Source organism: Mesorhizobium sp. P2_F7 (genome assembly GCF_056403695.1).
In genome coordinates, this window is the sequence record NZ_JBFUFA010000001.1 from 993,913 (window position 1) to 1,020,335 (window position 26,423).

Here is a 26,423-nt window from a genome sequence, read left to right on the forward strand (position 1 = left end):
TGCCAGAGCGTCATACTGGGAATGGACAGGATGAGCACAGCAAAACTCGACCGCGTGGCCCTGGAGGCGATGCTCGGCTCCTTACGGCCGAAGCTGCACCGCTATTGTGCCCGCATGGCCGGCTCGGTGATCGATGGCGAGGACATCGTCCAGGAGACACTGATCAAGGCGCTGCAGGCCATTGACGGCGACGCCTCTGTCGAGCGGCCCGAGCAATGGCTGTTTCGCATCGCCCACAATGCCGCGCAGGATCATCTGCGCCGGCGCCAGCGGGAGCAGGCGCGCATGAGCGAGGCCGACATGACGACGATCGAAGACCCCGCCGCAAGCGCCGATGCCAGGCTCGCCACCGCCGCCAGCCTGCGCAGCTTCATGCAGCTTGCGACGGCGCAGCGTAGCGCCGTGATCCTGGTCGACGTGCTTGGCCTCAGCCTGCACGAAACCTGCGAGGTCTCCGGTGCGACGCTGGCCGCGACCAAGGCGGCGCTGCATCGCGGGCGGGCGCAGCTGCGGCTGTTGGCTCTACAAGACGAACAGGCGCCCGTTCCAAAGCTCGACGCCGATGACGAACGGCGCCTGCGCCGCTATGTCGACCTGTTCAACGCGCGCGACTTCGACGCCGTGCGGGCGCTGATCGCCGAGGACATCCAGCTCGAAGTCGTCAACCGCACCCGCATGCGCGGCAAGGCGCAGGTTTCCAACTATTTCGGCAATTACGACCGCGTCAGCGACTGGGCGCTTTCGCTTGGCTTCGTCGACGGCAGGCCGGCCATCCTGATCCGCGATCCGCGAGCGGCAGATGACGCCGTGCGCGGCTTCATGCTGGTCGACTGGCAGGACGGAAAGGTCAGCCATATCAGAGATTTCCGCTATGCGCCCTATTGCCTTGCCGACGCGGAAATCCGCTTCATCGACAGGTGAGCGGCGGCCGGAGAGCACGGCTTCGCCGCCTCAGGCGAAGCTTTGCAGATTGGCGTCCTGCAGTTTGGAACCTGCGAGCAAAGCTTCGAGCACCTGCTTCTTGAGCGACAGGCACTGCGAACGGGCAAGCTTTGCGATGGCCGAGACCTCGGCCACTTCGCAGGCAAGGACGAGCTCCTTCTGCTGGCCGATGATCACTTGCGTGAAGTCGCGTGACTTGAAGCCGAGATGGAGAACGCGCTCCGATTGGTCGAGGATCTGGTCGAGCAGGCGCGCCAGCCGCAGATTGCCCGAAAGCTCGGCCAGCGCCAGGCGAAAGGCGCGGTCGGCGGCGAGGAAGGCGACATGGCTGCGCAGCGTCTCCGGCTTCAGCACCTTTCCCGCCGCCAGCCTGATGTCGTCGAGCCCGCGCTCGGTGAGGTTGGCGGCCGCCACCCTGAACACTTCCGGCTCGATCAGGCTGCGGACGTCGAAAATCTCGTTGACGTCGCGCAGGCTGAGCGGTGCGATGACATAGCCGCGCCTCGGCTCGCTCTTGATCAACCCTTCCTGCGTCAGGCGGGCGAGCGCGGAGCGGATCGTCGCCTTTCTGATCTGGTAGCGGTCGCCGATCTGCTTTTCGGTCAGGCTTTCGCCGGGGCGCAGCACGCAGGCGACGATATCGCTCTTCAGCTGCTCGTAAGCCTCCTCGCTGCGCAAAATGTCTGCGGTCGACGGGGACGCGGATTTCGGGGCGATCATGTCGGGTCTTCCGTTCGGGCCATCCAGTTGACGCTGGTTCCGGCGTTCGCTAGCCTGAGCATCTCAGTTATGAGTAGTAAGCTTCTTAAGAGGGATAACTGACAATGTCTTTGGCCGCCGACTCGCCTCTCTACGCCGTAACCGCCGATATCGTCAACGCAGCCAAAGGTCCTGATGCCTTCGAACGGGTCAAGGCGGTGCTGCTCGAACACACCGACCGCTTTCATGCATCGGGCGTGCTCGCCCATGAAGAGGAAGACGATGAGGTGCTGCTGCATGCCAGCCCTGACTTGACGATCTACCACATCACGCTCTCGCCCGGCCTGCAGTATCCCGCGCACAACCATTTGATGGATGCGCTGATCGGCATCTACAAGGGCAGCGAGACCAACTTCATTTATCCCGTCGACGGCAGCGAGATCGATACACCGGAACGGCAGGACATCGCAGCCCCCGCCGTGGTGCACATGACGCCTGATACGGTGCATGCGGTCGCCAACACCGGCAACGCCCGCTCCGGCGCACTGCATGTCTATCTCGGCAATCTGACGGAAACCCACCGCCATATGTGGAGCCCGGACAGCAACCAGGCCGAGCCGTTCGACAACGACCGGTATCTGGCTGGGGCGCGGCCGATTGGGCAGACCGACACCTAGAGCTCTTAAGCGACGAGTCGGCTCTTTGCCGGATAAGCGATCCAGGACCTAATCAGCTGTTTTGCCCAGCGTGTCGGCAACCACCGCACCGCGCTCTCCCATCGGCAGAGCGGGACCCGTGGTCGAATCGATTGCCGTCTGATGTTCCATCTCGGCATTGATTGCGGCGCCGGCGATGAGGATGATGACGGAAATCCATGTCCACATCATCAAGCCGACGACAGCGCCCAGCGATCCGTAGGTGGCGTTGTAGTTGGCAAAATGCTGCAGGTAGAAGGAGAACAGCCACGATGCGGCGATCCAGACGGCGGTCGCCATCAGGGCGCCCCAACTCAGCCATCGCCACTTTGCGCGTTCGCGACTGGGGCCGAAACGGTAGAGCAGGGAAATGCCTGTCAGCATGATTCCTACCAGGATCGGCCATCGAGAGACGGCAACAAGGGTTTCGGTCCAGGCGTCGAGGTAGAAAAAGCGCAACAGTGCCGGGACAACGCCAACCGTCAGCAACAGGGCTATCCCGATCACCAAGGCTCCCATCGTGAACAGGATCGACATCAGATTGAGCGTGATGAAACTGCGCTTCTCGCTTTCCTCATAGGCGATGTTCATCGCATCGAAGAGCGCCTTCATGCCGCTGTTGGCGCTCCACAGCGCGATCGCAAGGCCGACGAAGAAACCTGTCCCGAGCGCTCCCGGCTTCTGACTGGCCAAAGCCTGCAACTGCCCGCGAATGAGATCCAGTCCGCCTGACGGCAACAATCCGCCGAGGTACGCGACATGGTCCGCCACTGTCACAGGATCGGCGACAAAACCGTAGATCGAGATGAACGCGGCCAGCGCCGGAAACAGCGCCAGCAGCAGATAGAAGGTAGCACCGGCCGCGACCAGCAAAACCCGGTCCTTGTTGAACTCTTCCCAGAGCCGCCAGAAGATATCCTTCCAGCCGAGCGCCGGAATTTGTGATGGCCAGGCCGCATCGCGACCACGGCCCCCATCCTCTGCCCTTATGGCGGCCTTGCTGGTTTCCGACATGGCCAACGCACGATTGGCCGCTTCGTTATCGATCAACGAGGACTTGGTGTCCATCGCTCAACAGCCCCACTCCGCATCGCCATAAAATTGCAGTTCCTCACAGGGACACTTTGGCGACCTTGTCCTTGTATTCCTCTTTCGGATCGAACCCGAGCAGCATTTTGATGCCTGCAGTCACGCTTGAGCTGTCGAGCCAGATCTCAGCTTCCTGCGGGTCGAACTTAAGCAGTGCCAGCTTCGGGTCGTCCTTTCCGCCTTCGAACCAGGCCGCGACAAAGCGATTCCAAAGCCGATCAATCACCGCGCGGTTGTTGTCCAGCGAGAGCTTCCCTTGGACCGTGGCGAACAGGTCGTGCCCCTTTGATGTGAAGGTAGCCGTTGCGCCCGCGCCATCCTTCAGGCCCTCAACAAGTTCGGTGTCTGTCGCCGTGAAAAACCAGATCGGCCTTTTTCCATCCTCAATCTGGGCGGTCATTGGACGCGGGATGACCTTCGATCCATCGAGGCCGATCATCATTGTCATGTCAGACTTCAACGACTTCCAGAACTTGGCTTCGAGCTCGGCAGGGGTGGGCATTTGGACTTCCTTTCAGATGGGCGAAAGAAGTCAAACGGCAGTCGGCCGCATCTGTTCCAATGGATTGAAAGATCTTGCGTGGGGTTCAGCAGGCCCAAGGCCCGGGTAGAATAGCTCGGCGCCTATATCGAACCAGCTTCGCGGCAAGCCCTGAACGGCAGCGAGCCCGAAGCTGACCATCTACCGCATCACGATCCTTCACGTCGGGAGCCGGCTTTGCAACGGCGGAGAGACCTGTGTCGAGCCCATCAGGACGGGCAGCGGGTCGTTAACAATTCATGCAACGTGGCGTAGATAGAGTGGCTGTGCAGCAATCCGAAAGCGAGCCGTTCCATTGCGCAATACACCCGCCGAAGCAATCAACTTGCAGCTTGTCGTTCACAATGACGATCAGACCCCGTGGGAGTTTGTCGTCGATCTCGTCCGTTCGGTCTTCGATCGATCGGCTGCGGAGGCCGAGACCTTCGCCGCAACGGTGTCGCATGAGGGAAAGGCCGTGTGCGGCAGCTACCCATTCGCGGTGGCGAAGGCGATGCTGGACACGGCGCAGCAGCGCATCAAGGCGGCTGGCCACCCGCTTCGCATCACGGCCGCTCCCAGTGAAACAGAAAGCGCGGCCATAGCCGGCCATTCCACACAAGCTCCGCGCGACAAGAAGTCTCCGCGCGACAAGAAGTTCAAGTATGCTCATGAGGCGATCGGCTGGCATTTTGGCGGACTGGCACATGACGAGATAATCGCGACCTCCCGCCAGTTTCCCGGCCACATGCGCGCCGACGTGCAAGTGGCGCTCAACAAGCTGTTCTCAGCCGCACCCATTCGCTTCTTCGGCCTCTACGAGCAGCATCGCTACGAGACGCTGACTTATGCCGCGCTGACGAAGGAAGGACAGTTCGCCGTTACCATCTCGGCTGCGCAATATCAGGATGTCGATATCGGCGAAAGCGAGCCGATAAAGTGCCTCAACAACGGTTTGTGGCTCAACCGGGACAGCGGCCTGCACTATGCGGTCGTGCTGTCCTTCCACCGCGAGTACGGTCGCGAGTCCGGAACCTGCGTGGAGATCGCCGTGCCGGCCGGCGAGGATGGCGTTGCCCTTGTGGACCGTTGCTTCTCACAATTGGAGGCGGCCATCAATGCCGCACGATCCTACCGCGGCAAGGTTCTTTCCCTCGAAACGGAAGGGGATTATCAGGGCCGGTCCAAAGGCGTGATGGTTCATCGCTTGCCGCCCGTGGCGCGCGAAGCGATCATTCTGCCGGAACTGACCCTGAAGCTTCTCGACCGCAACGTGATCCGGTTCATCGAGAGCCGGGACGCGCTGAGGCGGCTCGGACAATCGACGCGCAAGGGCATCCTGCTCTACGGCCCGCCGGGCACCGGCAAGACGCACACCATTCGCTACCTCGCCGCCAACCTCCCCGGCCACACCACGCTCATCATAACGGCCGGTCAGATGGGTATATTGTCGCAATACATGACCTTGGCACGCCTGCTGCAGCCGGCCACCGTGGTGATCGAGGACGTGGACCTGATTGCCCGCGACCGCGAGAACATGGGTGGTCCGTGCGAAGAATCCCTCCTCAACACGCTGCTCAACGAAATGGACGGACTTAAGGACAATGCCGACATCCTGTTCGTCCTGACCACCAACCGACCGGAACAGCTCGAAGTTGCGCTGACAGGGCGGCCGGGCCGTATCGACCAGGCCATCGAGGTGCCGTTGCCGGACGACGACTGCCGCGAAAAGCTGGTGCGCCTTTATGGCGGCGGGCTGAAACTGTCCAACAAGATCGTGGCCGAGGCCGTGGCGCGGACGAAAGGCGTCAGCGCGGCCTTCATCAAGGAGCTTATGCGTCGTTGCGCGCAAACGAGCATCATGCGGGGCGACGGAGAGGTCGTGACCTCCAAGGATCTCGCCGAGGCTCTGGACGACATGCTGTTCACCGGCGGCCGGCTCAACGTCAGGCTGCTTGGCGGAGCAACCGACGGACCGTCAAGCTACTGAGCCGGCGCCTCATTGCGGGAGGCGACGGCGGCTTGGTTGCCTTGGGGGAACTACGACTTCCGAGCTATCGGCGATGAAATTTGGCGCGCCCGAAGAGATTCGAACTCCTGACCCCCAGATTCGTAGTCTGGTGCTCTATCCAGCTGAGCTACGGGCGCGCAACAGGCCATGACTTGCATAGCCCCGCGATCCGGTCCTGGCGACCGGCCGCGACGAGACGTGTTCCCTAACGACTGAATTTCCGAAAAGCAAGCCGATCCGGCAAAAGTTTTGTCGCAGGCGCTTTTGCCAGCGCAGAGGTGTGTTGAGATTCAGATCAGGCCGAGTCGAAAATGGCTGATACCGAGAACCGGAGCGGAGCGTACTTTTGGTACGTGAGCACTGGAAGCGCAGGTATCGGCCATTTGCAGGCCGGCCTCAGCTGAATATCGACACACCTCAGGCCGGGCGGCGCAGGCCGTTGCGGGCCTGGTCGAGGCGGACCGGCTGGTCGGGGATGGTGACGGCAAAGGTGGTGCGGCCGCCGATCGATTCGACCAGCTCCACCGTGCCGCCATGGGCGCGGATCAGTTCATGCGCAATCGCCAGGCCAAGGCCGGTGCCGCCGCTGCGGGCCGAACCACGAAACGCCGCAAACAGGTTTTCGCGCGCCTTGGGCGGCAGGCCGGGGCCGGTGTCGGTGACGATGATGCGGCTGACGCTGCCCATGCGCTCGGCCGACACGGCGAGCCGGCGCACCAGCGCGCTCTCGGCGTCGGCCGCCATCGCCTGCACGGCGTTGCGGCACAGATTGGTAAGCACGCGAAACAACTGGTCGGAATCGGCATCGACCTCGAAAGCGAGTTCGACGGCGTTGACGAATTCGATGCCGTCCTCGATGTCGAGCAGGCCGTGGACGTCGTCGACCAGCTGGCGCAGCCGCAACCGGCGGCGCGAGGGCGCCGGCTCCTGGGTGCGGCCATAGGCCAGCACGCCTTCGGAATAGGACACGGCGCGGTCGAGCGCGCGCAGCAGTTTTGGCGCGAAGGCCTGCACGGTCGGGTCCTTGACCAGGCGCAGGCGGTCCGAAATCAGCTGCGCCGAGGCCAGGATGTTGCGCATGTCATGGTTGATCTTGGAGACGGCGAGGCCGAGATCGGCAAGATGCTTCTGCTCCGACAGCATCTTTTGCAGCCGTTCCTGCATCTGCGACAGTTCGCGTTCGGCAACGCCGATCTCGTCGGCGCGGGCCGCCGGATGGATGATGCGCCCGGGATCGTCCGGCGCCTCGGAAAAAGACAGCATCGAGCGCGTCATGGTGCGGATCGGGCCGATCATGATCAGGTCGATCGCGGCGTAGACCAGCATGGCGGTGAACAGCGAGATCAGCAGCGAGACGAAGGCGACATTGCGCGAATAGCGCAGCATGGCGTTGCGCAGGGAATAATCGGGCATGATCAGCTCGAATTCCTTGTCGCTTTCGCCGACCGGGCCAAAAACCCTGAGCATGCGCTTGCCGCCGAAGAACAGCGTGTCGAGCGCCCCGGTCATGCCCTTGATCATGCCGACATTGGCGATGTCGATATGCTCGTCGACCTGCGGCGGCATTTCGGCCACCACCAGCAGGCGCGAGACACCACCGTCGCGCACCGCGATCGCCTTGGCGCCGATTGCCATCAGCACGTCGTTCTGGGCGGCGCGGGAGAGCGAATTGGGTTCGCCCTGCACCAGCACGATCGACACTGCGGCAGCGGTGCTCAGCCGTTCTTTCAGCCAGGCCAGACGGTAACTGGCGATCCAGGGCAGGAAAATGAGCACTTCGGCCAGGAGCACGAAGACGATGGTGAGCAACAGCAGCTTGGTCGACAGGCCGCGCGCCAAGGGCACCGAACGGCTTGGAGCCGGACGAGCGGACGCCGGGCTGGCGTCGGCTTTCACCGGGCCGGTCCCTTCATCCGCTGAGGCAACTTCGCTCATTAAGGCCTGTCTTCACAAACGCTTGATCGGTTGAGATTAGGCGATTGCGGCTTTTTTGCCAATTTCATCCTTGGTTGGACGATGGTACCAGCAATAAAACCGCATCGAACTGCTCGTTCGCGCCGCGACGAACTGTCGTTCGCGCTAGGACGAACTGCTCGTTCGCGCCGGATTGACTCGCAAAACCCTTCTTTCTATAAGCCGCTCACGCTCGGGCCATTCGTCCCGGCGCGGTTTCGATCGCGCCAATACCGGCCCGGCAAAGCTCCTGTTACACAGTGACAGAATCAAGAAGGGCCGCACCCCGCGGTATTAAAACAAATGAAGCGTACCTACCAACCGTCCAAACTCGTCCGCAAGCGCCGGCACGGTTTCCGTGCTCGCATGGCCACCAAGGGTGGTCGCGGCGTCGTCGCAGCTCGCCGCAACCGCGGCCGCAAGCGGCTCAGCGCCTGAACGGAAGACGAGATCGTTGCCCGCAACCGGCAAGCCAGTGGGACCAAACCCCAAGCGGCTTCTGAAACGTGCGGAATTCCTGGCCGTCCGCCGCGGTGAAAAGCGGCGCGGGCGGCTTTTTCTCGTTGAAGTTCTAGACCGCAATGACGGTCTGTCGCCGCGCGTCGGCTTCACCGTCACCAAGAAAGTCGGCAATGCAGTCGTGCGCAACCGCATCAGGCGGCGACTGAAAGAAGCCGTGCGCACCCATGCCGCAAGTGACATGGCGCCTGGCAATGACTATGTCATCGTCGGGCGTGAAGACGTGCTTACCATTCCGTTCGGCCAATTGAAGGCCGAGCTCTCCCGCCGTCTCAGCGGAACACGATAGGCCAAGGGCTTTCGATGGAAAACAACCGGAACTTCTACATCACCATCGTCTTGTCGGTGCTGATCCTCGGGCTGTGGCAATATTTCTACGTGCTGCCGCGCAGCGAGCGGCAAGCCGAGGCCACGCGCATCGAAGAGCAGCGGGCGGCAGAGCAGAAGAAGGCGGCCGAGGCCGCTAATCCCGGCGGCACGACGGCGCCCGCGGCGCCCGGCGCCATTCCGAACGCGCCCGGCGGCGTGGTAACGGCGGCCAGCCGCGAACAGGCCCTTGCGGCGACAGCCCGCGTCAAGATCGACACGCCGAGCCTGTCGGGCTCGATCAACCTGACCGGCGCGCGTCTCGATGACCTCAAGCTCAAGCATTACACCGAGACGGTCGACAAGGACTCGCCTGAGATCAGCCTGCTCAATCCGTCGGCCTTGCCCAACGGCTACTTTGCCGAAATCGGCTATAGCGCCAGTGTCGAGCAGACCGGCTCCGTGCCAGGAGCGGACACCGTTTGGACCGTGGCTGGCAATCCGACGCTGACACCGGCAACCCCGGTGACGCTGACTTATGTCAACGACAAGGGCCTGACCTTCGAGCGCACCTTCTCGGTCGACAATGACTACCTTTTCACCGTCTCCGACACCGTGAAGAACTCCGGCGCGGCGACCGTTTCCCTCTACAATTACGGCCGCGTCACTCGCTTCGACAAGCCGGCGGTTGCCAGCACCTACGTGCTGCACGAGGGCCTTATCGGCTTCACCGGCACCGAGGGCCTGCAGGAACACAAATACGCGGCGATCGAGAAGGACAGGCAGGTCAAGCCAGGCAAGTCGACCGACGGCTGGCTCGGCATCACCGACAAATACTGGGCTGTGACCCTGGTGCCGACCGAAAAGCAGCCATTCCAGCCCAACTACTCCTATTTCGAATTCCCTACCGGGCCTCACGCGCACAGCTATCAGGCCGATTTCCTGTCCGATGCGATCACGGTTGCACCCGGACAATCGACGACGGTGGAGTCGGAAATCTTCGCCGGCGCCAAGGAAGTCGGCAAGATCAACGCCTATGCCGAGGATCGCCATATCAAGCGGTTCGACCTCCTGATCGACTGGGGATGGTTCCATTTCATCACCAAGCCGATGTTCTGGCTGATCGACACGCTCTACAAATTCTTCGGCAATTTCGGCCTGGCGATCCTCGCCACCACCGTCGTGGTCAAGGCCATCTTTTTCCCGCTCGCCAACAAATCCTATTCGTCGATGGCGAACATGAAGAAGGTGCAGCCCAAGATGCTCGAGATCCGCGAGAAATACGCGGACGACAAGATGAAGCAGCAACAGGCGATGATGGAGCTGTACAAGACCGAGAAGATCAATCCGCTCGCCGGCTGCTGGCCGGTGGCGCTGCAGATTCCGGTGTTCTTCTCGCTCTACAAGGTGCTCTACATCACCATCGAGATGCGGCACGCGCCGTTCTTCGGCTGGATCCAGGATTTGGCCGCGCCCGATCCGACCTCGATCTTCAACCTGTTCGGCCTGCTGCCTTTCGCGCCGCCGGCATTCCTGCCGCATATGGGCGCCTGGGCGGTGGTCATGGGCATCACCATGTTCCTGCAGATGCGCATGAACCCGACGCCGCCGGATCCGACGCAGGCGCAGATCTTCACCTGGATGCCGGTCATCTTCACATTCATGATGGGCAGCTTCCCGGCCGGTCTCGTCATCTACTGGGCCTGGAACAACACGCTGTCTATCCTGCAGCAGGGCGTGATCATGAAGCGCCAGGGCGCCAAGATCGAATTGTGGGACAATCTGGCGGCGCTGTTTCGAAAGAAACCATCACCGGCTGAGTAGCTGGCGTGCCCCCTAAAATCCAAAAAGCCCCGGTCTGACCGGGGCTTTTTTGTTGGGTGATACGTTCATCACGTTCCCGTGAAGGGCGAAACTAGAAGCACGTGAACGGCGTGTCTCATCCTGTATCCCCCAGGACGTTCAGGACGGATCACCCTTCATTCGAAAATTGCTTCGCTGGAGCCGCATCCTCGTGACTTAGGTCGCGGGGGCATCGGTGCTGGGTAGTCCCATTTTCCAATAAGTATTTGTTTATATTATATTTTTTACGCTTGTTTTCGAAACTTTCCCTCGACCACCGCGTAACTCTCCCCGACAATCGAATCAACAATTGTCGCAATGGAAGGGTTCTCCAATGGCACAGTCCATCCTCAAAGCTCTCTGCATCTCGGCCGTCCTCGCGGCTTCCGGCCTTACCGCCACGACCGTCTACACATTCGCCAATCCCGCCGTCGGCGGCGCCGCGATGTCGACCACGAAGAACATCGTCGAAAACGCCGTCAACTCGCCGATCCACAAGACGCTGGTGGCAGCCGTGAAGGCCGCCGGTCTTGTCGACACGCTGCAGAGCGCCGGTCCGTTCACCGTGTTCGCACCGACGGATTCCGCCTTCAAGAAGCTGCCGGCCGGCACCGTCGCCACGCTGGTGAAGCCCGAGAACAAGGACAAGCTGACCAAGATCCTGACCGCGCATGTCGTTGCCGGCAAGATTTCGGCCAAGGATATGATGACGAAGGCCAAGGCGATGGGCGGCAAATATGAAATGAAGACCGTTTCCGGTGACACGCTGACCGCCGAGGTCAAGGGTGGATCGCTCTACATCGTCGACGAGTCCGGCGGCGCCGCCAAGGTGACAATCGCCGACGTCAACCAGTCGAACGGCGTCATCCACGTCGTCAACAAGGTGCTGTTGCCGAAGTAACGGCTTCCGGCAAAGGGATCACGGCAAGTCGCTACGGCTTTTCCCGGCTTGCCATCCCGCCATGTGTTGCGGAAGCCGCCTTCGACACGACCGGGGTCCTGCTTGTCCTTCGCAGGGCCCCGGTTTGTCTTCGTTTCACTCCATGACGGCGCTGTGGTCGACCTTGGCAGGTGTCGCCGGCTTGCGCAGCAAGAGCACCAGCGGGATGGCCGCCAGCGACAGGATCATCATCAGCTTGAAGTCGTTCATGTAGCTGATGATCGTTGCCTGCAGCGTGACGACGCCGTCGAGCGCGGCACGGCCGGCGGCGGTGTAAGGGTTCATCGCCTGGTAGATCGCGGGATCGCTGAACGCCTGGTTGAAGGGTGTCACATAGGTGGCGATGTTGGCGTGGTTGATCTGCACATTCTGCGTCAATAACGCAGTGACGACCGAGATGCCGACGCTGGAGCCGATGTTGCGCGACAGATTGTAGAGCCCGGTGCCCTCGGCGCGCCGCTCCGGCGCCAGCGTGGCGAAGGTGATGGTGGTCAGCGGCACGAACAGGAAGCCGAGGCCCGCACCCTGGATGAAGCCGGTGCTGATGATCGTCCATTGCGAGACATCGGGGGTCCAGCCGGTCATGTCGTACATTGCCCAGGCGGTGATCGCGAGACCAATGAACAACAGCCAGCGCGTGTCGACCTTGCCAACCAGCCTGCCGACCAGGAACATGCAGGCCATGGTGCCGAGGCCGCGCGGCCCCATGACGATGCCCGCCGTCACCACGGGATAGCCTATCAGCGTCTGCAAATAGGGGGTCATCAACGCCAGCGAGGCGAGATAGGTGATGCCGATGATGAAGATGAAAACCATGCCGACGGCAAAGTTGCGATCGAGGAACAGGCGCGGGTTCACGAAGCTGTTGCGGGCGGTGAAGGTGTGGACGAGGAAGATGTAGAAGGCCGAAGCGCAGATCAGCGCCTCGACGATGATCTCGGATGAGGAGAACCAGTTGAGCTGCTCGCCGCGGTCGAGAAACATCTGCAGCGCCGCAATGGTGACGCTGAGCATGCCGAAGCCTAGCCAGTCGAGCCTGGCCTTGAGGTCCATTTTGGTTTCCATGACGAACATCGACACGCCGGCGAAGGCGAGCGCACCGATCGGCACGTTGATGTAGAACACCCAGCGCCAGCTGACATTTTCGGTCAGCCAGCCGCCGATGACGGGGCCTAGCACCGGGCCGACCATGACGGAAACGCCAAACAGCGCCATCGCCGAGCCGCGCTCCTCGATGCTGTAGATGTCGAGCAGGATGCTCTGCGACAGCGGCACAAGGGCAGCTCCGAACAAGCCTTGCAGCAGGCGGAAGCCGACGATCTGCGGCAGTGATTGGGCAAAGCCGCACAGCACGGAGGCGACGACGAAACCGGTGATCGAGGTCAGAAGGATGCGCTTGCGGCCGAAGCGGTTGGCGAGATAACCGGAAGGCGGCGTCATCACGGCGGCGGCGACGATGTAGGAGGTCAGCACCCAGTTGATCTGGTCGGCGCTGGCCGAGACGCTGCCCTGTATGTAGGGCAGCGCGACATTGGCGATGGTGGTGTCCAGCGCCTGCATGATGACGGCCAGGATCACGCAAGCGGTGATGGCGCCGCGATTGGCGATCACGGCACCTGTCGCGGCCGCGCGGGTCATGATTTTTGTCCGAACCCGCGGGTGAGGTTGGTGATGAAGTCGGGCAGGCCGCGCGCGTGGCCGGTGTCGACATCGACGACGACGCTCATGCCGCCGCGCAGCGGCGGCTTGCCGGCGAGATCGTCGACCGTCACCCGCATCGGGATGCGCTGCACGACCTTGACCCAGTTGCCGGTGGTGTTCTGCGCCGGCAGCAGCGAGAAGCTCGACGACGAGGCCGGGCTGATCGAGGCGAGGGTGCCGTGCCAGACAGCGCCCGGATAGGTGTCGACGCTGATCGTCGCCGTCTGTCCCGGCCTGACATAGGTCAATTCGGTTTCCTTCGGCTCGGCCTCGATCCAAAGATCGGTCGCCGAAACCAGGCTGAAGGCCGGCTGCGATGCCGGCAGATACTTGCCGACCTGCAGCGCATCGACATTGGTGACGATGCCGTCGAACGGCGCCTTGACGGTTGCATCGCCGAGGTTGCGCTCGGCGTCGTCGACCGCGGACTGCGCCTGCAGGTAGAAGGGGTTCTTCTCCACCGGCTGGTCGGCGTCGCCGCCGAGCTGGGCGAGCGTCGCCTGCGCCGTCGCCTTGGCGACAGACACCTTCTGGCGGGCGGCGACGAGGTCGTGCTGGGCGCTGTCGAAACTTGCCTTGGAGGCGGTCGAGGTCTTGAGCAGATCCTGCTGACGCTGGAAGGCGGCCTCGTAATAGGGAATGTCGGCCTCGGCTTGGTCGATCTGCGACAGCGACTGCTGGTAGCTCGCCTGCAAGGTCAGCACTTGGTTGCGCACCGTGCCGAGCTGCGCCTGGGCGGCGGCAAGTGCAGTCTCGAACGAGGCGGGCCGCAGGCGGAACAGCACGTCGCCCTTCTTCACCGCCTGGTTCTCATGCACGTCGATCTCATCAACGGTACCGGAGACGTCGGTGGAGACGCCGAGCGACTGCGCCTGGATGTAGGCATTGTCGGTGGTCATGACCTGGCCGCCGATGACGTAGTAGTAGCCGCCGACGATCAGCGCGATCGGCAGCAGGGCAAACAGGACCGGCCGCGTCAGGCTGCGCTTCGGCTTGACCGGCGCCGGCGGCGCGGCAATGACCGGGGCAGGCTGCGGCTGCGGCTCCCTGGTTGGCGCCTCGAGTGCTGCCGGCTCGAGCGCGACCGGCGTTTCCAGCTCGCCATCGTCGATGACGGTGCCGGCGCGACGCTGTTCGCGCTCGCTGTCCAGCCGGATGACCTCGCGCGGCCGATCCGCGATGTCTTCCGCCGGCTTCTTGGGTGATGTCGATTCAGCCATGGATTTTCTCCCGGTCGACGGCTGACTTGAGCCGAGCCTCGAACAGATTGGGTTTGATGAGGGTCACAGTGGATGCGGGCGAACGCTGCTCAAACCGCCTGCGAGGCAGGCGCGCGACATCGTGCAGCACGAAGCTGATGGTGGTTGAGGAGGACATGGCAGGATATCGGAGTCGGCGAGCAACTTTTCGTGAGCATGCTTATTATCATCATGCACATAATCCTGCTGGACGCCGTGTGCAAGATGGCTTAGGCCGCCTGGAGCAAATGTCCCATTGCGCTGGCGCAACAGGAGGACCGGCACGCGTCGGTTTGGAAATGACGATGACTTGGCTTCGGATCTCCGCTGTGGCCGTGCTTTCGGGATGCGCATTTCCGGCCGCCGCCAAGGAGGCTGTCAGCTGCGGCGGCGCCGCCATGCTGGGTGGCGCGCAATTGAACTGCAGCCATGTCGAACCCAAGGCGCCGCCGCAATTCTGCAGCTTCAGCTGGGCCTTGCACATGGCGACCGGCGACCAGAAGATCGTCGAAGGCAGCTTCCTGCTGCCGCCCGGGGCCGCCAACGTCCAGGTCTATCAGGGTGCCGGTTTCGACCGGTCGATGTCCGATCCGATCGTCATCTGCCGCGGCACGAAGTGACCGTCGCAGCCCCGCAGGGCTCGCTCATCGGGCGATTGGTGCTATAGGGCGGATCACGCTATTTTGAACGGCGCCTGCGCATTGCGCCCGCGCCCGGCTACCACTCTTCGACGGACCTCGCCATGGACGGACCCAACCCAGACATCAAGCACCCGATCCCGATGCACAACCGGGTCGGCTTCCTGAAGCCGCTGGTCACCGCACCCAACATCGAGATCGGCGACTTCACCTATTATGACGATCCGGACGGACCGGACAAATTCGCCGAGCGGTGCGTGCTGCATCATTACCCGTTCATCGGCGACAAGCTCATCATCGGCAAGTTCTGCGCCATCGCCGAGGGCGCGCGCTTCATCATGAACGGCGCCAACCATGCGATGTCCGGCTTCTCGACCTATCCGTTCAACATTTTCGGCCATGGCTGGGAACAGGGCTTCGATCCGAATACGTGGTCGCAGGAAGTGCGCGGCGACACGATGGTCGGCAATGATGTATGGATCGGCATGGATGCGGTGATCATGCCCGGCGTGTCGATCGGCCATGGCGCCATCGTGGCGGCGAAATCGGTGGTGACACATGACGTGCCGGCCTATGCGATCGTCGCCGGCAATGCGGCAAAGGTGGTGAAGATGCGCTTCGATGACAGGACCGTGCGGCGACTGCTTTCGGTGGCGTGGTGGAACTGGCCGGTGGACAAGATCGGCCGCAACCTCAACGCCATCAGGGGCGCCGATATTTCCAGGCTGGAGGCAGCGGTTTGAACGCGTTGGGCAATACGGTTATCGGCGTCGAGCTTTTCACCAAAGGGTGGATCTTCATCCGCGGCGTGCCGGCGATGAAATTCCTGCCGCCGGAAGGGCCGCCGGAAATTGCTTTCGCCGGCCGCTCCAATGTCGGCAAGTCATCGCTGATCAATGCGCTGGTCGGCCATAACGGGCTGGCGCGCACCTCAAACACGCCGGGGCGCACGCAGGAGCTCAATTATTTCGTGCCGGGCGGGTTTTCCGGCGAAGGCACCGACCTGCCGCCGATGGCGCTGGTCGACATGCCGGGCTACGGCTATGCCAGCGCGCCGAAGGAAAAAGTCGACGACTGGACCAAGCTGGTCTTCGACTATCTCAAGGGCCGCGTGACGCTGAAGCGGGTGTACGTGCTGATCGATGCCCGCCACGGCATCAAGGCCAAGGACGATGAGGTGCTGTCGCTGCTCGACAAGGCGGCGGTGTCCTACCAGATCGTGCTGACCAAGACCGACAAGATCAAGGCGGCGGGCGTGCCGCGGCTGATCGAAGAGACGCTTGCGAAGATCAAGAAGCGGCCGGCGGCGTTTCCGTTCGTTCTCGCCACGTCGTCGGAAAAGGGCGAGGGTCTCGAGGAGCTGCGGGCGGCGATCGTGCTGGCCGCCAATGGCGGCTGAGCGAGCCAGCTAAGCCTTGGCCTTTGCCTCCAGGGCGATCAGCTGGTGGCTTTCTTCCTCGGCAAGCTTTTCGGTGCCGTAGAACTTCAGGAACATGCCGACGCCCGACCGCACGATGTGTTCGATTTCATCCTGGCTCGGCGCCTTAGTGCGGTAGGCGAAGATGCACTGGCGAAACAGACCGGCCAGGCACAGTTCGGTGAACTGATAGGCGGCAAGATCGACATCGTCGATCTTGAGCAGGCCGCGATCGACAGCGGCATAGAGGAACTGCGCCACCTTGTCGTGACCGCGTTTGGGGCCGCGCTCGTAAAACCGCGCGCCCATGTCGGGTATCCTGTCGCAGGCGCCGATGACCGTGCGCTGCGCCTGGATGACCTTGGCCGAGGTGATCTTGAGCGACAGCACCTTGCCGAACTTCACCAGCGTCTGGCGCAGGTCGTCGGCGCGGTCGAGCATGTCGTACATGTTCTTGAAGATGGTGCCGCGCTCTTCCTCGATCAGCGCCTCGAACAGCTCTTCCTTGTTGGCAAAGTAGACATAGATCGTGCCCTTGGAGACGCCGGCCTCGCGGGTGATGTCGTTCATCGACGCCGCTTCGAAGCCCTTGTCGATGAACACGCGACGCGCGCCCTCGATGATCTGGCTGCGCTTGATCGGATCCTGGCCCGCTGCCGGGCGGCCGCGACGCGCGCTGTCCAGCACATCGCACGAATCGTTTTCGGCGTCGGCTAACGTGTCGGCCATAAAAGTCACACCTCGCAAAATAATTCGAACCGCTCGGTTCGATTGCCCTTGATATGGGCCCACTTTAACGCTATGTCAACGTCCGCATCGAACCGAACGGTTCAGTATAACACGATTTCCTCATATAGCGATAGTAGCGAGATATCATGTCCTCGAACACGCCAACCACGACTGCGGAAGTCCGGCCTTTTCCAAACGCCAAGGTGTCGCCGGTCATCGAAGCTCCGGAAGCGCCTCCCAAGCCTGCCGCCGAAGTTCTGGCCGAAGCGCCGGCCAAGAAGAAGCGGTCGGCGCGCTCGCTGATGCTGCCGATCATCGGGCTCGCACTGCTCAGCGCCGGCGCCTGGTATGGCTATAACTACTGGACCGACGGCCGGTTCCTGATCTCGACCGACGACGCCTATGTCCAGGCCGACATGTCATTCGTTTCGCCGAAGATTTCCGGCTATGTCGAGCAGATCAATGTCTCGGAGAACCAGCAGGTCAAGGCCGGCGACCCGCTGGTGACCATCGACGCCGGCGACTACAAGATTGCCGTCGCCCAGGCCGAGGCGCAGATCGCCACGCTGTCCAAGACGCTCGACCGCATCGATGCGCAGACCAAGGCGGCGCAGGCCTCGCTGCAACAGGCGCAGGCGCAGAAGGTCGCCGACCAGGCAGCCGCCGATAACGCGGTGCGTGCCCAGCAGCGTGCCGCGCAACTGGTCAAGACGCGTGTCGGCACGCAGGCACAGCTCGACGACGCCCAGACCGCTCTCGACCAGGCCAATGCAGCGCTTGTCGGCGCCGATGCGCAGATCGCCGCCGCACAGGCCAATATCGGCGTGTTCGAGGCGCAGCGCGCCGAATCCGCCAGCACGCTGGCCTCGCTGCAGCTGAGCCGCGACAAGGCCGCGCGCGATCTGTCCTTCACCGTGCTCAAGGCGCCGTATGACGGCGTCGTCGGCAACCGCTCGGTCGAGCAGGGCGACCTCGTCAGTCCCGGCCAGAAGCTCGCCGTCGTGGTGCCGATGGACAAGCTCTACATCGTTGCCAATTTCAAGGAGACGCAGCTGGCCAAGCTGGTGCCCGGCGAGAAGGTCCGGGTCTCGGTCGACGCCACGGACGGCCATGATTTCGAAGGCACGGTGTCGTCGCTGGCGCCGGCTTCGGGTGCGGTGTTCTCGCTGCTGCCGCCGGAAAACGCCACCGGCAACTTCACCAAGGTGGTGCAGCGCGTTCCGGTTCGCATCGAAGTGCCTGCAGATGTGCTGAAGGCCGGCAGGCTGCGCGCGGGCCTCTCCGTCGTCGTCGCCGTCGACAGCCGCACGGCTCCGGCCGCGACGAACTGAGCGGGCGCAAGGGGATAACGCCATGGCAACCGCAACCATAACAGCAGGGGCGGCGCCGGCGCCTGCCATGCCGGCGGTGCCGACCACGATCTCGACGCGCCGCCTCATCGCCTTCCTGGCGATGGTGTTCGGCATGTTCATGGCGATCCTCGACATCCAGATCGTCTCGGCCTCGCTGGCCGAGATCCAGGCGGGCCTCTCTGCCAGTTCCGATGAAATCCCGTGGGTGCAGACCGCCTATCTGATCGCCGAAGTGGTGATGATCCCGCTGTCGGGCTTCCTTAGCCGGATGCTGTCGACGCGGGTGCTGTTTGCGGGTGCGGCGGCCGGTTTCACGGCGGCGAGCGCGCTGGCCGCAACCGCCACCAACATCGACCAGATGATCGTCTACCGCGCCATCCAGGGCTTTATCGGCGGCGGCATGATCCCGAGCGTCTTCGCCGCTGCCTTCACCATCTTCCCGCCGTCGCGCCGCGCCATGGTGTCGCCGATGATCGGCCTGGTGGCGACGCTGGCGCCGACCATCGGCCCGACCGTGGGCGGCTATATCAGCCATGCCCTGTCGTGGCACTGGCTGTTCCTGATCAATGTTATCCCCGGCATTCTGGTGACGGCCACGACCTGGACGCTGATCGACTTCGACAAGCCCAATCTCGGCCTGTTCAGCAAGTTCGACTGGTGGGGCCTTGCCGGCATGGCGGCTTTCCTCGGCTGTATGGAGTATGTGCTCGAGGAAGGTCCGAACCATGACTGGCTGCAGGAACAGGCGGTGTTCATCTGCGCCATTATCATGGTTGTCGGCGCAGTGCTGTTCTTCTGGCGCGCCTTTACCGCCGAGGAGCCGATCGTCGATCTCACGGCCTTCACCAACATCAATTTCGCCTTCGGCTCGATGTTCTCCTTCGTCATCGGCATCGGCCTCTATGGCCTGACCTATCTCTATCCAGTGTTCCTCGGGCGCATCCGCGGCTACGACTCGCTGATGATCGGCGAGGCGCTGTTCGTCAGCGGCCTGGCGATGTTCGTCACCGCGCCGATTTCCGGCATCCTGTCGAGCAAGATGGATTTGCGCGTCATGATGATGATCGGGCTGCTCGGCTTTGCCGCCGGCACCTGGTGGATGACGCATCTGACGGCCGACTGGGATTTCTATGAGCTGCTCATCCCGCAGATCCTGCGCGGCTGTTCGATGATGCTGTGCATGGTGCCGATCAACAACATCGCGCTCGGCACCCTGCCGCCGGACCGGCTGAAGAACGCGTCGGGCCTGTTCAACCTGACCCGCAACCTCGGCGGCGCCGTCGGTCTTGCCGTCATCAACACCGTGCTGATCGATCGCAGCGCCTTCCACTACGCAAGGCTGGCCGAGCATGTGGAATGGGGCAGTGCCGCAGCCCAGCAGAAGCTGCAGAACATGACGCTCGACTTCCAGCAGACACCCGGGCTCGACGCCACCAAGGCGGCGATCTCCAAACTGTCTGGCATGGCCCACCAGCAGGCGTCGCTGCTGTCGTTCATGGACGTGTTCACCATGCTGACCGCCCTGTTCGCGATCATGGCTGTTTTCACCATGGTCATTTCCAAGCCGGCGCCGCCCGCGGGCGGTGGCGGCGGAGGCCATTGAGCGCGCCGGTTCCCCCGCCTGGCGCCCTCATGTGTGACCCCGGAAATCAACCCCCGATTTCCGGGGTCACGCTTAAGCATCAACCGCTACCGAGATTCACGACCGTTGTGCGGCCGCAGGCGCGGTCCGAACCATCTGGTCAGCGCATCGGTCAAGCCCGCCGATGTCGGGCCACCGACCCAGGCCACATAGCCATCGGGACGAACCAACACGGCATCGGGAGCTTCGATGGCGCCCAGCACCGGAAGCTCCCATCCACCATCATATCTGGCGTCGACCGAGCGAACCCGGTCCGCCCATGGGCCGATGTCGAAAGCGCCGGGTTTTCCAAAGTTGAGCAACAACGGCCGCGCCTGGTGCAGCAGCGCAAAGACCCGTTGCGGGCCATCGGCGGTGACGAGGTCGAGATCCGGCATGCGACGCCCCAGCAGTTCGTGCCCCTCGCCGAGCTCGTAGTGGATGTCCAGACCGGACATCATGCCGGCAAAGCACTTGCGCGGTTCCTCCATGGCAAGGAGCCCGGACACCATGTCTCGCAGCGCCTTTATGCGCTCGTCTTCACGGCGCAGCACGACCGCCGCCATGGTGTTTTTCAACACGCGCGCGGCAACCGGATGACGCTCTGCCTGGTAGGTATCGAGCAGGCTTTCCGGCGCTGTTTTCCTGATCACCTGCGCGAGCTTCCAGCCCAGATTGACCGCGTCCTGCACGCCAAGCTGCATGCCCTGTCCGCCGTCCGGCGGATGCACGTGGGCGGCGTCGCCCGCCAGCAGCACCCGTCCCTTGCGGTATGACGCTGCCTGCCGGGTCATATCGGTGAAGCGGGACAGCGATGCCGGATTGTGGACGCCATAATCGGTGCCGAAGACGGAAATGAGCGCGTCGCTCAGATCGCGCAACGTCGGCGGCGCGACAGCCCCGACCTCGCGTTCGGTCACCATCACCCGCACGGTCCCGTCGTCCAGTTTGCTGAGACCATGAATGCCTGTCGCATCGCGGTGGATGCCCCAGTTCGGCTCCTCTGTGACCTCGACCTCGCCAATCAGGTTGCTGGTCGTCGGATCCGAACCCGGGAATTCGATGCCCGATGCCTTGCGCACGAGACTTCTGCCGCCGTCGCAGCCGACGAGGTAATCGGCACGAAGCGAGCGGCCATCGCTGAGCGCGACATCGACGCCGCTGTCGTCCTGCCCGAAAGCCGTCACCTCGCAGCGACGGTAGATCGTGACGCCAAGCTCCTCGACCCAGTCGGTCAGGATGCGCTCTATGTGCTTCTGCCACAAAGCGAGCCCGTAATTGTGGCGGGTGGGAAAGTCGCTGATATCGAGGGAAACGCCGGCAAAGCCCGCGACCTGGGCAGTCCGCCCTTGCACCAGAAACCGGTCGGCAATGCCGCGCTGGTCGAAGACTTCGATTGTTCGTGCGTGCAGGCCGCCGGAGCGCAGCCCATCGAGCTCTTGTCCAGCGCGCCGCTCGACGATGGCGGCATCGATGCCGGCCAAGGAAAGCTCGCCGGCCAACATCAGCCCGGTCGGCCCGCCTCCGACGATCACCACAGGATGGGAGATTTGTGACCGATCTGCCTCAGCACGACCGGTCGATGTGCGCTCGCCTTGGCGAGTGCGTTCTTCAGTTGGTTGCATAGAGTCTGGCCCTCTCGTTAAGGGCTGCGGAATCTACGCATAAAAAGCCGTCTGCCAATTCTTGATTTTAAGAGTTTTGGCCCCATTTCATAGGTAAGAGGCGGTTGTCACGCCGCCCCCCAAACTCCCGACATCGCCAGGAGACGCTGACGCTCAGGCCGCGGACGCCTTGAAGGTCAGCGCGACGCCGTTGATGCAGTGGCGCAGGCCGGTCGGCGCCGGGCCGTCGTCGAAAACATGGCCGAGATGGCCGCCGCAGCGGCGGCAGTGGACTTCGGTGCGGGTCATGCCGAGCGAACGGTCCTCGGTCTTGCCGATGCCATTTGGGATTTCCTGCCAGAAGCTCGGCCAGCCGGTGCCGGAATCGAACTTCGTTTCCGAGGGGTAGACCGGCAGGTCGCAGCCGGCGCAGGCGAAAATCCCCTTGCGGTGCTCGTTGAGCAGCGGGCTGGTGCCGGGATACTCAGTGCCTTCCTTGCGCAGCACGTTGAAGGCTTCGTCAGACAGGATGGTGTGCCACTCAGCGTCGGTCTTGGTGACCTCGAAGGTTTCGGCAGCCTTGGCGGGTTGAGGCCCGCCCATGCGCAGCGTTGCCACCGCGCCGGCAACGGCCGCAAAGGCGACGCCGCTGAGAAGTAAATCGCGACGGTTCATGACAGAAATCCTCCTGCAGGTTGTTTTGCCAAATCTGGCCGCCACTGGAAAATCAAAAGCCGGTGACGGTGGCCCTGCAAACGAACGCTCCACACCGGCTCCGCGCTTGCTGCGGACGGGATGGAGCGCTCGGTCGTTTGCGCGGCCCACGGGGGCGCGAGCAGCGCAATCTGCAGGGAGCCTTGACCAACTGTTCGTCGGCGGCAGGCGCTTTGTTACATCTTCGGCAGCAGAACCTTGTCGATGACGTGGATGACGCCGTTGGACTGCTCGACATCGGCGATCGTCACATTGGCGACATTGCCGTTCTCGTCGGTGACCGTGACCTTGCCGCCATCGGCCTTGAGCGACAGCTCGCAGCCGCCGACCGTCTTGACCTTGTGGGTGCCGCCGTCGGCCTTGGCCATGGCGGCGACATCCGCGCCCATCGCCTTGGCGCCGATGACATGGCAGGTCAGGATCTTGGTCAGCTTATCCTTGTTCTCGGGCTTGAGCAGCATCTCGACCGTGCCGGCCGGAAGTGCCGCGAAGGCCTCATTGGTCGGCGCAAAGACGGTGAACGGGCCGGCGCCCTGCAGCGTCTCGACGAGGCCGGCAGCCTTGACGGCAGCGACCAGCGTCGTGTGGTCCTTCGAATTGACGGCGTTCTCGACGATGTTCTTGTTGGCGAACATGGCGGCGCCGCCAACCATCGGATTTTCGGCATAGGCAGCGGTGGCGAGGGCGGAGACGGCAATGGTGCCGGCGAGCAAAAGGGTGGCGAGTTTACGCATAGTGTTCGGACTCCTCGGGTTATTGTTCCTCTTTCGGGAACATGAGGAGATACGGGATATAACTGCTTGAGTTTCCGCGAAACGGGAAAAATTATTCTTTATTTTGTCGGCGAATTAAATTTTCGATGATCTAATTTCAATTTTCACTACCGAAAGCCAAGACGAAAACAGCGGAAGATATACTTCCGCTGTTCTTCGTAGTCAGGTCATGGCCTTGAGGTCTATCAGATGCCCTTCAGATCGCCCGCGGCAACAACCGGTCCGGTCGGCTGTCCGGTCGGCGAACCGCCCGTCGGCTCGACGCTGACCGCGAGCACGGCGCCTTGCGCCAGCTTCTGCTGCACGGCCGGGGCAACCGGGATATGGGCGGTCTGGCCGGCAGGAATGACGCCCATCGAGACCGGCGCATTCTTGCCCTCGATCATCCACAGTTCGAAGTCCTTGCCGGCGGCGCGTTCGCCCGAAACCAGCGATAGGCCGACATCGCGGCGTCCGGCGTCGTAGACGACGAGGTATTTGACGTCGCTGCCATCGGCAGCCAGCGAAGCGACCAGGCGCTCCTGCGGCACGACGGTCGGCGTCCGGACGTAAGGCACGGCGATGTAGAGCACCAGCGCGGCGAGCGCCGCTGCGGTGAGGCCGCGCCAGAAGGCGAGGCTCGCCCACAGGCTGCCGCTCGGAGCCGCAGTGGTCGACGCTGCGGTGGAGGAGAACAGCCGGCGATCGATGGCCGGCTTGATGGTGGCCGGCGGCTCGACTTCCGCATAGGCGGCAGCCATCGGCGAAAGGTGAACCTCCCAGGAATCGACGAGACGGGCAAAGCCGGTCTCCGCGTCGATACGTCCGGAGGCTATCTGGCGTTCGTCCGCTGGCAGAACGCCGAGAACGTATTCGGCTGCGAGCAGGTCGTCGCCTCCACGTTCCGGTCCATTTTCTTCTGCCAGGGTCATCTTTCCAGACATTCTCTAAGTTTCAACAGGCTGCGCCGCAGCCATGTCCGCATCGTGTTGAGCGGAACCTTGTGACGTTCCGCCAGGTCGGCGTAACTTTCGCCGTTCAAATAAGCACCTCGGACGGCCTGCGCCCGGTCTTGTTCCAACTCTTCGAGGCACTGGTAGATGCGCTCGGATTCACCGCCCGCAACAACCATAGCCTCAGGCCCCGGACCCGGGTCAGCCACGTCAAGCGCGGCGTCGATATCGGCAGCAGGCTTGCGCCGCGATCGGATGCGATCAATCGCATGATTGCGCGCTATGGCTACTAGCCAGGAGATTGGGCTGAGATCAGAAACCGCGAAACGATCCGCCTTCGTCCACACTTTGACGAAGACCTCTTGCAGCGCTTCTTCCGCATCTCCCCGGTCCCTCAATACACGAAGGCACACGCCGAAAAGTTTCGCGCTGGTCTGCCGGTAGAGCAGATCGAACGCAGCCCGATCCTTCATCGAGGTCCGGACAATCAGGGTGGAGATGTCCTGCGGCGTCATGCCCACAAGCTAGGCGATTGCGATTTATTTGCAAAGGCAGAAATGTTGTTGTCCACGCAAACGAAGTCCCCGCCGAACCGCCAGTAATCGTCGGTCGGTTGCCAAGGAAATCACCTGTCGTTAGCCTCCTGCGGAAAGGGGAACAGCAATGTCGGTCGAACGGATGCTGTGGGACAACGATGCAACCGGCCTGGCAGAGCTGGTGCACAAGGGCGAGATCTCGCCGCAGGATCTTGTCGATGCGGCGATTGCGCGCGCCGAGGCCACCCGCCCGGATATCAACGCCATCGCCGAACCGCTCTACGATGCGGCGCGGGCGCGGGCGAAAGCGATAGATCGCAAGCTGCCTTTGGCCGGCGTGCCGTTTGCGCTGAAGGATCTCGGCATCGCCATCAAGGGCGTGCCGACGCACACCGGCAGCCGCATTCCGGCTTTCGCCGCCGACTTCAACTCGGTGATGACCGAGCGCTATCTCGCTGCCGGACTCATCCCGATAGCCACCAGCACTTCGCCCGAACAAGGGCTGCGTCTGATGACCGAATCGGTCGCCTTCGGCATCACCCGCAATCCGTGGAACACGAGCCATACCAGCGGCGGCTCGTCGGGCGGTTCGGCAGCACTGGTGGCGGCCGGCGTGGTGCCTGCGGCGCATGCCTCGGATGGCGGCGGCTCGATCCGGGTGCCCTCGGCCTGCACCGGACTGGTCGGCCTGAAACCCTCGCGCGGCCGCGTGCCGCAGACACCGCTGATCAGCGAAGCCTGGTACGGCATGGTGGTCGACCACGCCGTCACCCGCTCGGTGCGCGACTGCGCGCTGCTGCTCGACCTGACGCATGGGCCCGACCCGCTGGCGCCATATGCCGCGCCGGCGCCGAAAGGAACCTTTGCCGCCGCTGCGGCGCGCGATCCAGGCAAGCTCAAGCTCGCCGTCTACCGGAAATCGCCGCTCGGCCTGCCGATATCGGCCGAGACGCTCGCTGCGCTCGACATCGCGATAGCGCTGGCGCGCGAAGGCGGCCACACGGTAGAGGAGATCGACCTGCCCTATATCGATCGTGAGTTCATGGCCGATTTCGCCAAAACCGTCGCCTCGGCGGTGGCCGGCACGATGCGCGGCGAGGCGCTGCGCGTCGGCCGCCCGGTCCTGGGCGATATCGAGCGCGCCACGCGCGTCATCGCCCGCTTCGGCGAGGTCGTGTCGGCTGGCGAGATTTATGCCGGCCTGCAGCGGCTCAACGCCGTTTCGCGCCGGCTGATCACCGAGACCGCGCAATATGACGCCGTGCTGATGCCGATCATTGCCCATCCGCCGCTGGCCTGCGGCGCCATGGACCCGAAGGGCGCCGACGAGCTGATCGAAAACCTGCTCGACAAACTGCACCTCACCCGGCTGCTGAAGCTCAAGCCGCTGCTTGGTCAATTGATGGACAAGAGCCTGTGGTTCACTCACTGGCCGGCGATCCAGAATGTCAGCGGCCAGCCGTCGATCGCGCTGCCTGTCCTTGTCACCGATGCCGGCCTGCCGCTTGGCATCCAGGCCGTCGGCCGCCCCGGCGACGAGGAGACGCTTTTGTCGCTCGCCGCGCAGATGGAAAAGATTTCGGGCTGGCTGACGCGGCGGGCGCCGCTGAAGGTGCCGGGCTAGATCGCGCCGTCTTTGCGATTTCGTCATT

General features: G+C 62.9%; 25 protein-coding genes and 1 tRNA gene. 13 read left to right on the top strand and 13 right to left on the bottom strand.

Going from position 1 to position 26,423, the window contains the following annotated elements; genetic code table 11:
• Positions 1 to 30: 30 nt before the first annotated feature.
• The gene (locus AC1DZ8_RS04590) at positions 31 to 921 is read left to right on the top strand and encodes a sigma-70 family RNA polymerase sigma factor (protein ID WP_477304911.1); all 891 of its coding nucleotides are present in this window, start codon (positions 31 to 33) and stop codon (positions 919 to 921) included.
• 30 nt (positions 922 to 951) lie between these two features.
• On the opposite strand, the gene AC1DZ8_RS04595 is transcribed toward AC1DZ8_RS04590, so the two are convergent.
• The gene (locus tag AC1DZ8_RS04595) at positions 952 to 1,662 is read right to left on the bottom strand and encodes a GntR family transcriptional regulator (RefSeq protein WP_477304913.1); all 711 of its coding nucleotides are present in this window, start codon (positions 1,660 to 1,662) and stop codon (positions 952 to 954) included.
• Positions 1,663 to 1,766: 104 nt separating this feature from the next.
• On the opposite strand from AC1DZ8_RS04595, the gene AC1DZ8_RS04600 reads away from it, so the two are divergent.
• Positions 1,767 to 2,318: an autotransporter gene (locus AC1DZ8_RS04600; RefSeq protein ID WP_477304915.1), complete on the top strand. Its 552-nt coding sequence runs from the start codon at positions 1,767 to 1,769 to the stop codon at positions 2,316 to 2,318.
• A gap of 48 nt (positions 2,319 to 2,366) precedes the next feature.
• On the opposite strand, the gene AC1DZ8_RS04605 is transcribed toward AC1DZ8_RS04600, so the two are convergent.
• Both AC1DZ8_RS04605 and AC1DZ8_RS04610 read right to left on the bottom strand, forming a co-directional pair.
• On the bottom strand, positions 2,367 to 3,404 hold the full coding sequence (locus AC1DZ8_RS04605; protein ID WP_477304917.1) for a YihY/virulence factor BrkB family protein: 1,038 nt from the start codon (positions 3,402 to 3,404) through the stop codon (positions 2,367 to 2,369).
• A 43-nt stretch (positions 3,405 to 3,447) separates the two neighbouring features.
• Complete coding sequence (locus tag AC1DZ8_RS04610) at positions 3,448 to 3,927, bottom strand: pyridoxamine 5'-phosphate oxidase family protein (protein WP_477304919.1); 480 nt, start codon at positions 3,925 to 3,927, stop codon at positions 3,448 to 3,450.
• A gap of 364 nt (positions 3,928 to 4,291) precedes the next feature.
• On the opposite strand from AC1DZ8_RS04610, the gene AC1DZ8_RS04615 reads away from it, so the two are divergent.
• Positions 4,292 to 5,935: an ATP-dependent Clp protease adaptor ClpS gene (locus tag AC1DZ8_RS04615; RefSeq protein WP_477400348.1), complete on the top strand. Its 1,644-nt coding sequence runs from the start codon at positions 4,292 to 4,294 to the stop codon at positions 5,933 to 5,935.
• 81 nt (positions 5,936 to 6,016) lie between these two features.
• Here AC1DZ8_RS04615 and AC1DZ8_RS04620 read toward each other — a convergent pair.
• A tRNA-Arg gene (locus tag AC1DZ8_RS04620) sits at positions 6,017 to 6,093 on the bottom strand.
• Between the two features lie 280 nt (positions 6,094 to 6,373).
• Complete coding sequence (locus AC1DZ8_RS04625; protein WP_477304923.1) at positions 6,374 to 7,891, bottom strand: ATP-binding protein; 1,518 nt, start codon at positions 7,889 to 7,891, stop codon at positions 6,374 to 6,376.
• Between the two features lie 321 nt (positions 7,892 to 8,212).
• Here AC1DZ8_RS04625 and rpmH point away from each other — a divergent pair, with 321 nt between their 5' ends.
• The 4 genes from rpmH (at position 8,213) to AC1DZ8_RS04645 (ending at position 11,477) form a co-directional block, all read left to right on the top strand.
• Positions 8,213 to 8,347 (top strand): 50S ribosomal protein L34, encoded by a 135-nt coding sequence (gene rpmH / locus AC1DZ8_RS04630; protein WP_008833937.1) that lies wholly within the window; start codon positions 8,213 to 8,215, stop codon positions 8,345 to 8,347.
• Positions 8,348 to 8,363: 16 nt separating this feature from the next.
• Positions 8,364 to 8,717, top strand: coding sequence for a ribonuclease P protein component (gene rnpA, locus AC1DZ8_RS04635; RefSeq protein WP_112559842.1), 354 nt, complete (start codon positions 8,364 to 8,366; stop codon positions 8,715 to 8,717).
• A gap of 14 nt (positions 8,718 to 8,731) precedes the next feature.
• Positions 8,732 to 10,558, top strand: coding sequence for a membrane protein insertase YidC (yidC, locus tag AC1DZ8_RS04640; RefSeq protein ID WP_477304926.1), 1,827 nt, complete (start codon positions 8,732 to 8,734; stop codon positions 10,556 to 10,558).
• A 352-nt stretch (positions 10,559 to 10,910) separates the two neighbouring features.
• On the top strand, positions 10,911 to 11,477 hold the full coding sequence (locus AC1DZ8_RS04645; protein WP_477304928.1) for a fasciclin domain-containing protein: 567 nt from the start codon (positions 10,911 to 10,913) through the stop codon (positions 11,475 to 11,477).
• Between the two features lie 135 nt (positions 11,478 to 11,612).
• Here the strand turns inward: AC1DZ8_RS04645 and AC1DZ8_RS04650 are convergent, their stop codons facing one another.
• Together AC1DZ8_RS04650 and AC1DZ8_RS04655 are read right to left on the bottom strand one after the other, a co-directional pair.
• Positions 11,613 to 13,154, bottom strand: a complete 1,542-nt coding sequence (locus AC1DZ8_RS04650; RefSeq protein ID WP_477304930.1) for a DHA2 family efflux MFS transporter permease subunit — start codon at positions 13,152 to 13,154, stop codon at positions 11,613 to 11,615.
• On the bottom strand, positions 13,151 to 14,437 hold the full coding sequence (locus AC1DZ8_RS04655; protein ID WP_477304932.1) for an HlyD family secretion protein: 1,287 nt from the start codon (positions 14,435 to 14,437) through the stop codon (positions 13,151 to 13,153). The genes AC1DZ8_RS04650 and AC1DZ8_RS04655 overlap by 4 nt, the downstream gene beginning before the upstream one ends.
• Positions 14,438 to 14,760: 323 nt before the next feature.
• Here AC1DZ8_RS04655 and AC1DZ8_RS04660 point away from each other — a divergent pair, with 323 nt between their 5' ends.
• From AC1DZ8_RS04660 to yihA, 3 genes are all read left to right on the top strand, one after another.
• On the top strand, positions 14,761 to 15,075 hold the full coding sequence (locus AC1DZ8_RS04660; RefSeq protein ID WP_477400352.1) for a hypothetical protein: 315 nt from the start codon (positions 14,761 to 14,763) through the stop codon (positions 15,073 to 15,075).
• Positions 15,076 to 15,197: 122 nt separating this feature from the next.
• On the top strand, positions 15,198 to 15,836 hold the full coding sequence (locus tag AC1DZ8_RS04665) for a CatB-related O-acetyltransferase (RefSeq protein ID WP_477304936.1): 639 nt from the start codon (positions 15,198 to 15,200) through the stop codon (positions 15,834 to 15,836).
• Positions 15,833 to 16,492: a ribosome biogenesis GTP-binding protein YihA/YsxC gene (gene yihA, locus AC1DZ8_RS04670; RefSeq protein WP_477400355.1), complete on the top strand. Its 660-nt coding sequence runs from the start codon at positions 15,833 to 15,835 to the stop codon at positions 16,490 to 16,492. Before AC1DZ8_RS04665 ends, yihA begins: the two co-directional genes overlap by 4 nt.
• Positions 16,493 to 16,501: 9 nt before the next feature.
• Here yihA and AC1DZ8_RS04675 read toward each other — a convergent pair whose 3' ends face one another.
• The gene (locus AC1DZ8_RS04675; RefSeq protein WP_477304940.1) at positions 16,502 to 17,239 is read right to left on the bottom strand and encodes a TetR/AcrR family transcriptional regulator; all 738 of its coding nucleotides are present in this window, start codon (positions 17,237 to 17,239) and stop codon (positions 16,502 to 16,504) included.
• Positions 17,240 to 17,385: 146 nt separating this feature from the next.
• Here AC1DZ8_RS04675 and AC1DZ8_RS04680 point away from each other — a divergent pair, with 146 nt between their 5' ends.
• Both AC1DZ8_RS04680 and AC1DZ8_RS04685 read left to right on the top strand, forming a co-directional pair.
• Complete coding sequence (locus AC1DZ8_RS04680; protein ID WP_477304942.1) at positions 17,386 to 18,570, top strand: HlyD family secretion protein; 1,185 nt, start codon at positions 17,386 to 17,388, stop codon at positions 18,568 to 18,570.
• Positions 18,571 to 18,592: 22 nt separating this feature from the next.
• On the top strand, positions 18,593 to 20,194 hold the full coding sequence (locus AC1DZ8_RS04685) for a DHA2 family efflux MFS transporter permease subunit (RefSeq protein ID WP_477304944.1): 1,602 nt from the start codon (positions 18,593 to 18,595) through the stop codon (positions 20,192 to 20,194).
• A gap of 86 nt (positions 20,195 to 20,280) precedes the next feature.
• Here AC1DZ8_RS04685 and AC1DZ8_RS04690 read toward each other — a convergent pair whose 3' ends face one another.
• The 5 genes from AC1DZ8_RS04690 to AC1DZ8_RS04710 all read right to left on the bottom strand — a co-directional run bounded on the left by AC1DZ8_RS04690 (position 20,281) and on the right by AC1DZ8_RS04710 (position 24,750).
• The gene (locus AC1DZ8_RS04690) at positions 20,281 to 21,837 is read right to left on the bottom strand and encodes an FAD-dependent monooxygenase (protein WP_477400358.1); all 1,557 of its coding nucleotides are present in this window, start codon (positions 21,835 to 21,837) and stop codon (positions 20,281 to 20,283) included.
• Positions 21,838 to 21,990: 153 nt separating this feature from the next.
• Positions 21,991 to 22,491, bottom strand: a complete 501-nt coding sequence (gene msrB / locus AC1DZ8_RS04695; protein ID WP_477304948.1) for a peptide-methionine (R)-S-oxide reductase MsrB — start codon at positions 22,489 to 22,491, stop codon at positions 21,991 to 21,993.
• A gap of 215 nt (positions 22,492 to 22,706) precedes the next feature.
• A complete protein-coding gene (locus AC1DZ8_RS04700; RefSeq protein ID WP_477304950.1) occupies positions 22,707 to 23,264 on the bottom strand; it encodes a fasciclin domain-containing protein in 558 nt (185 codons plus the stop codon).
• A gap of 224 nt (positions 23,265 to 23,488) precedes the next feature.
• The gene (locus AC1DZ8_RS04705) at positions 23,489 to 24,214 is read right to left on the bottom strand and encodes an anti-sigma factor (protein WP_477304952.1); all 726 of its coding nucleotides are present in this window, start codon (positions 24,212 to 24,214) and stop codon (positions 23,489 to 23,491) included.
• A complete protein-coding gene (locus AC1DZ8_RS04710; protein ID WP_477304954.1) occupies positions 24,211 to 24,750 on the bottom strand; it encodes a sigma-70 family RNA polymerase sigma factor in 540 nt (179 codons plus the stop codon). Before AC1DZ8_RS04710 ends, AC1DZ8_RS04705 begins: the two co-directional genes overlap by 4 nt.
• A 148-nt stretch (positions 24,751 to 24,898) precedes the next feature.
• Between AC1DZ8_RS04710 and AC1DZ8_RS04715 the strand changes: the two genes are divergently transcribed.
• Entirely contained in the window at positions 24,899 to 26,395 is a 1,497-nt protein-coding gene (locus AC1DZ8_RS04715) for an amidase (protein WP_477304956.1), read from the top strand.
• Positions 26,396 to 26,423: the final 28 nt, after the last annotated feature.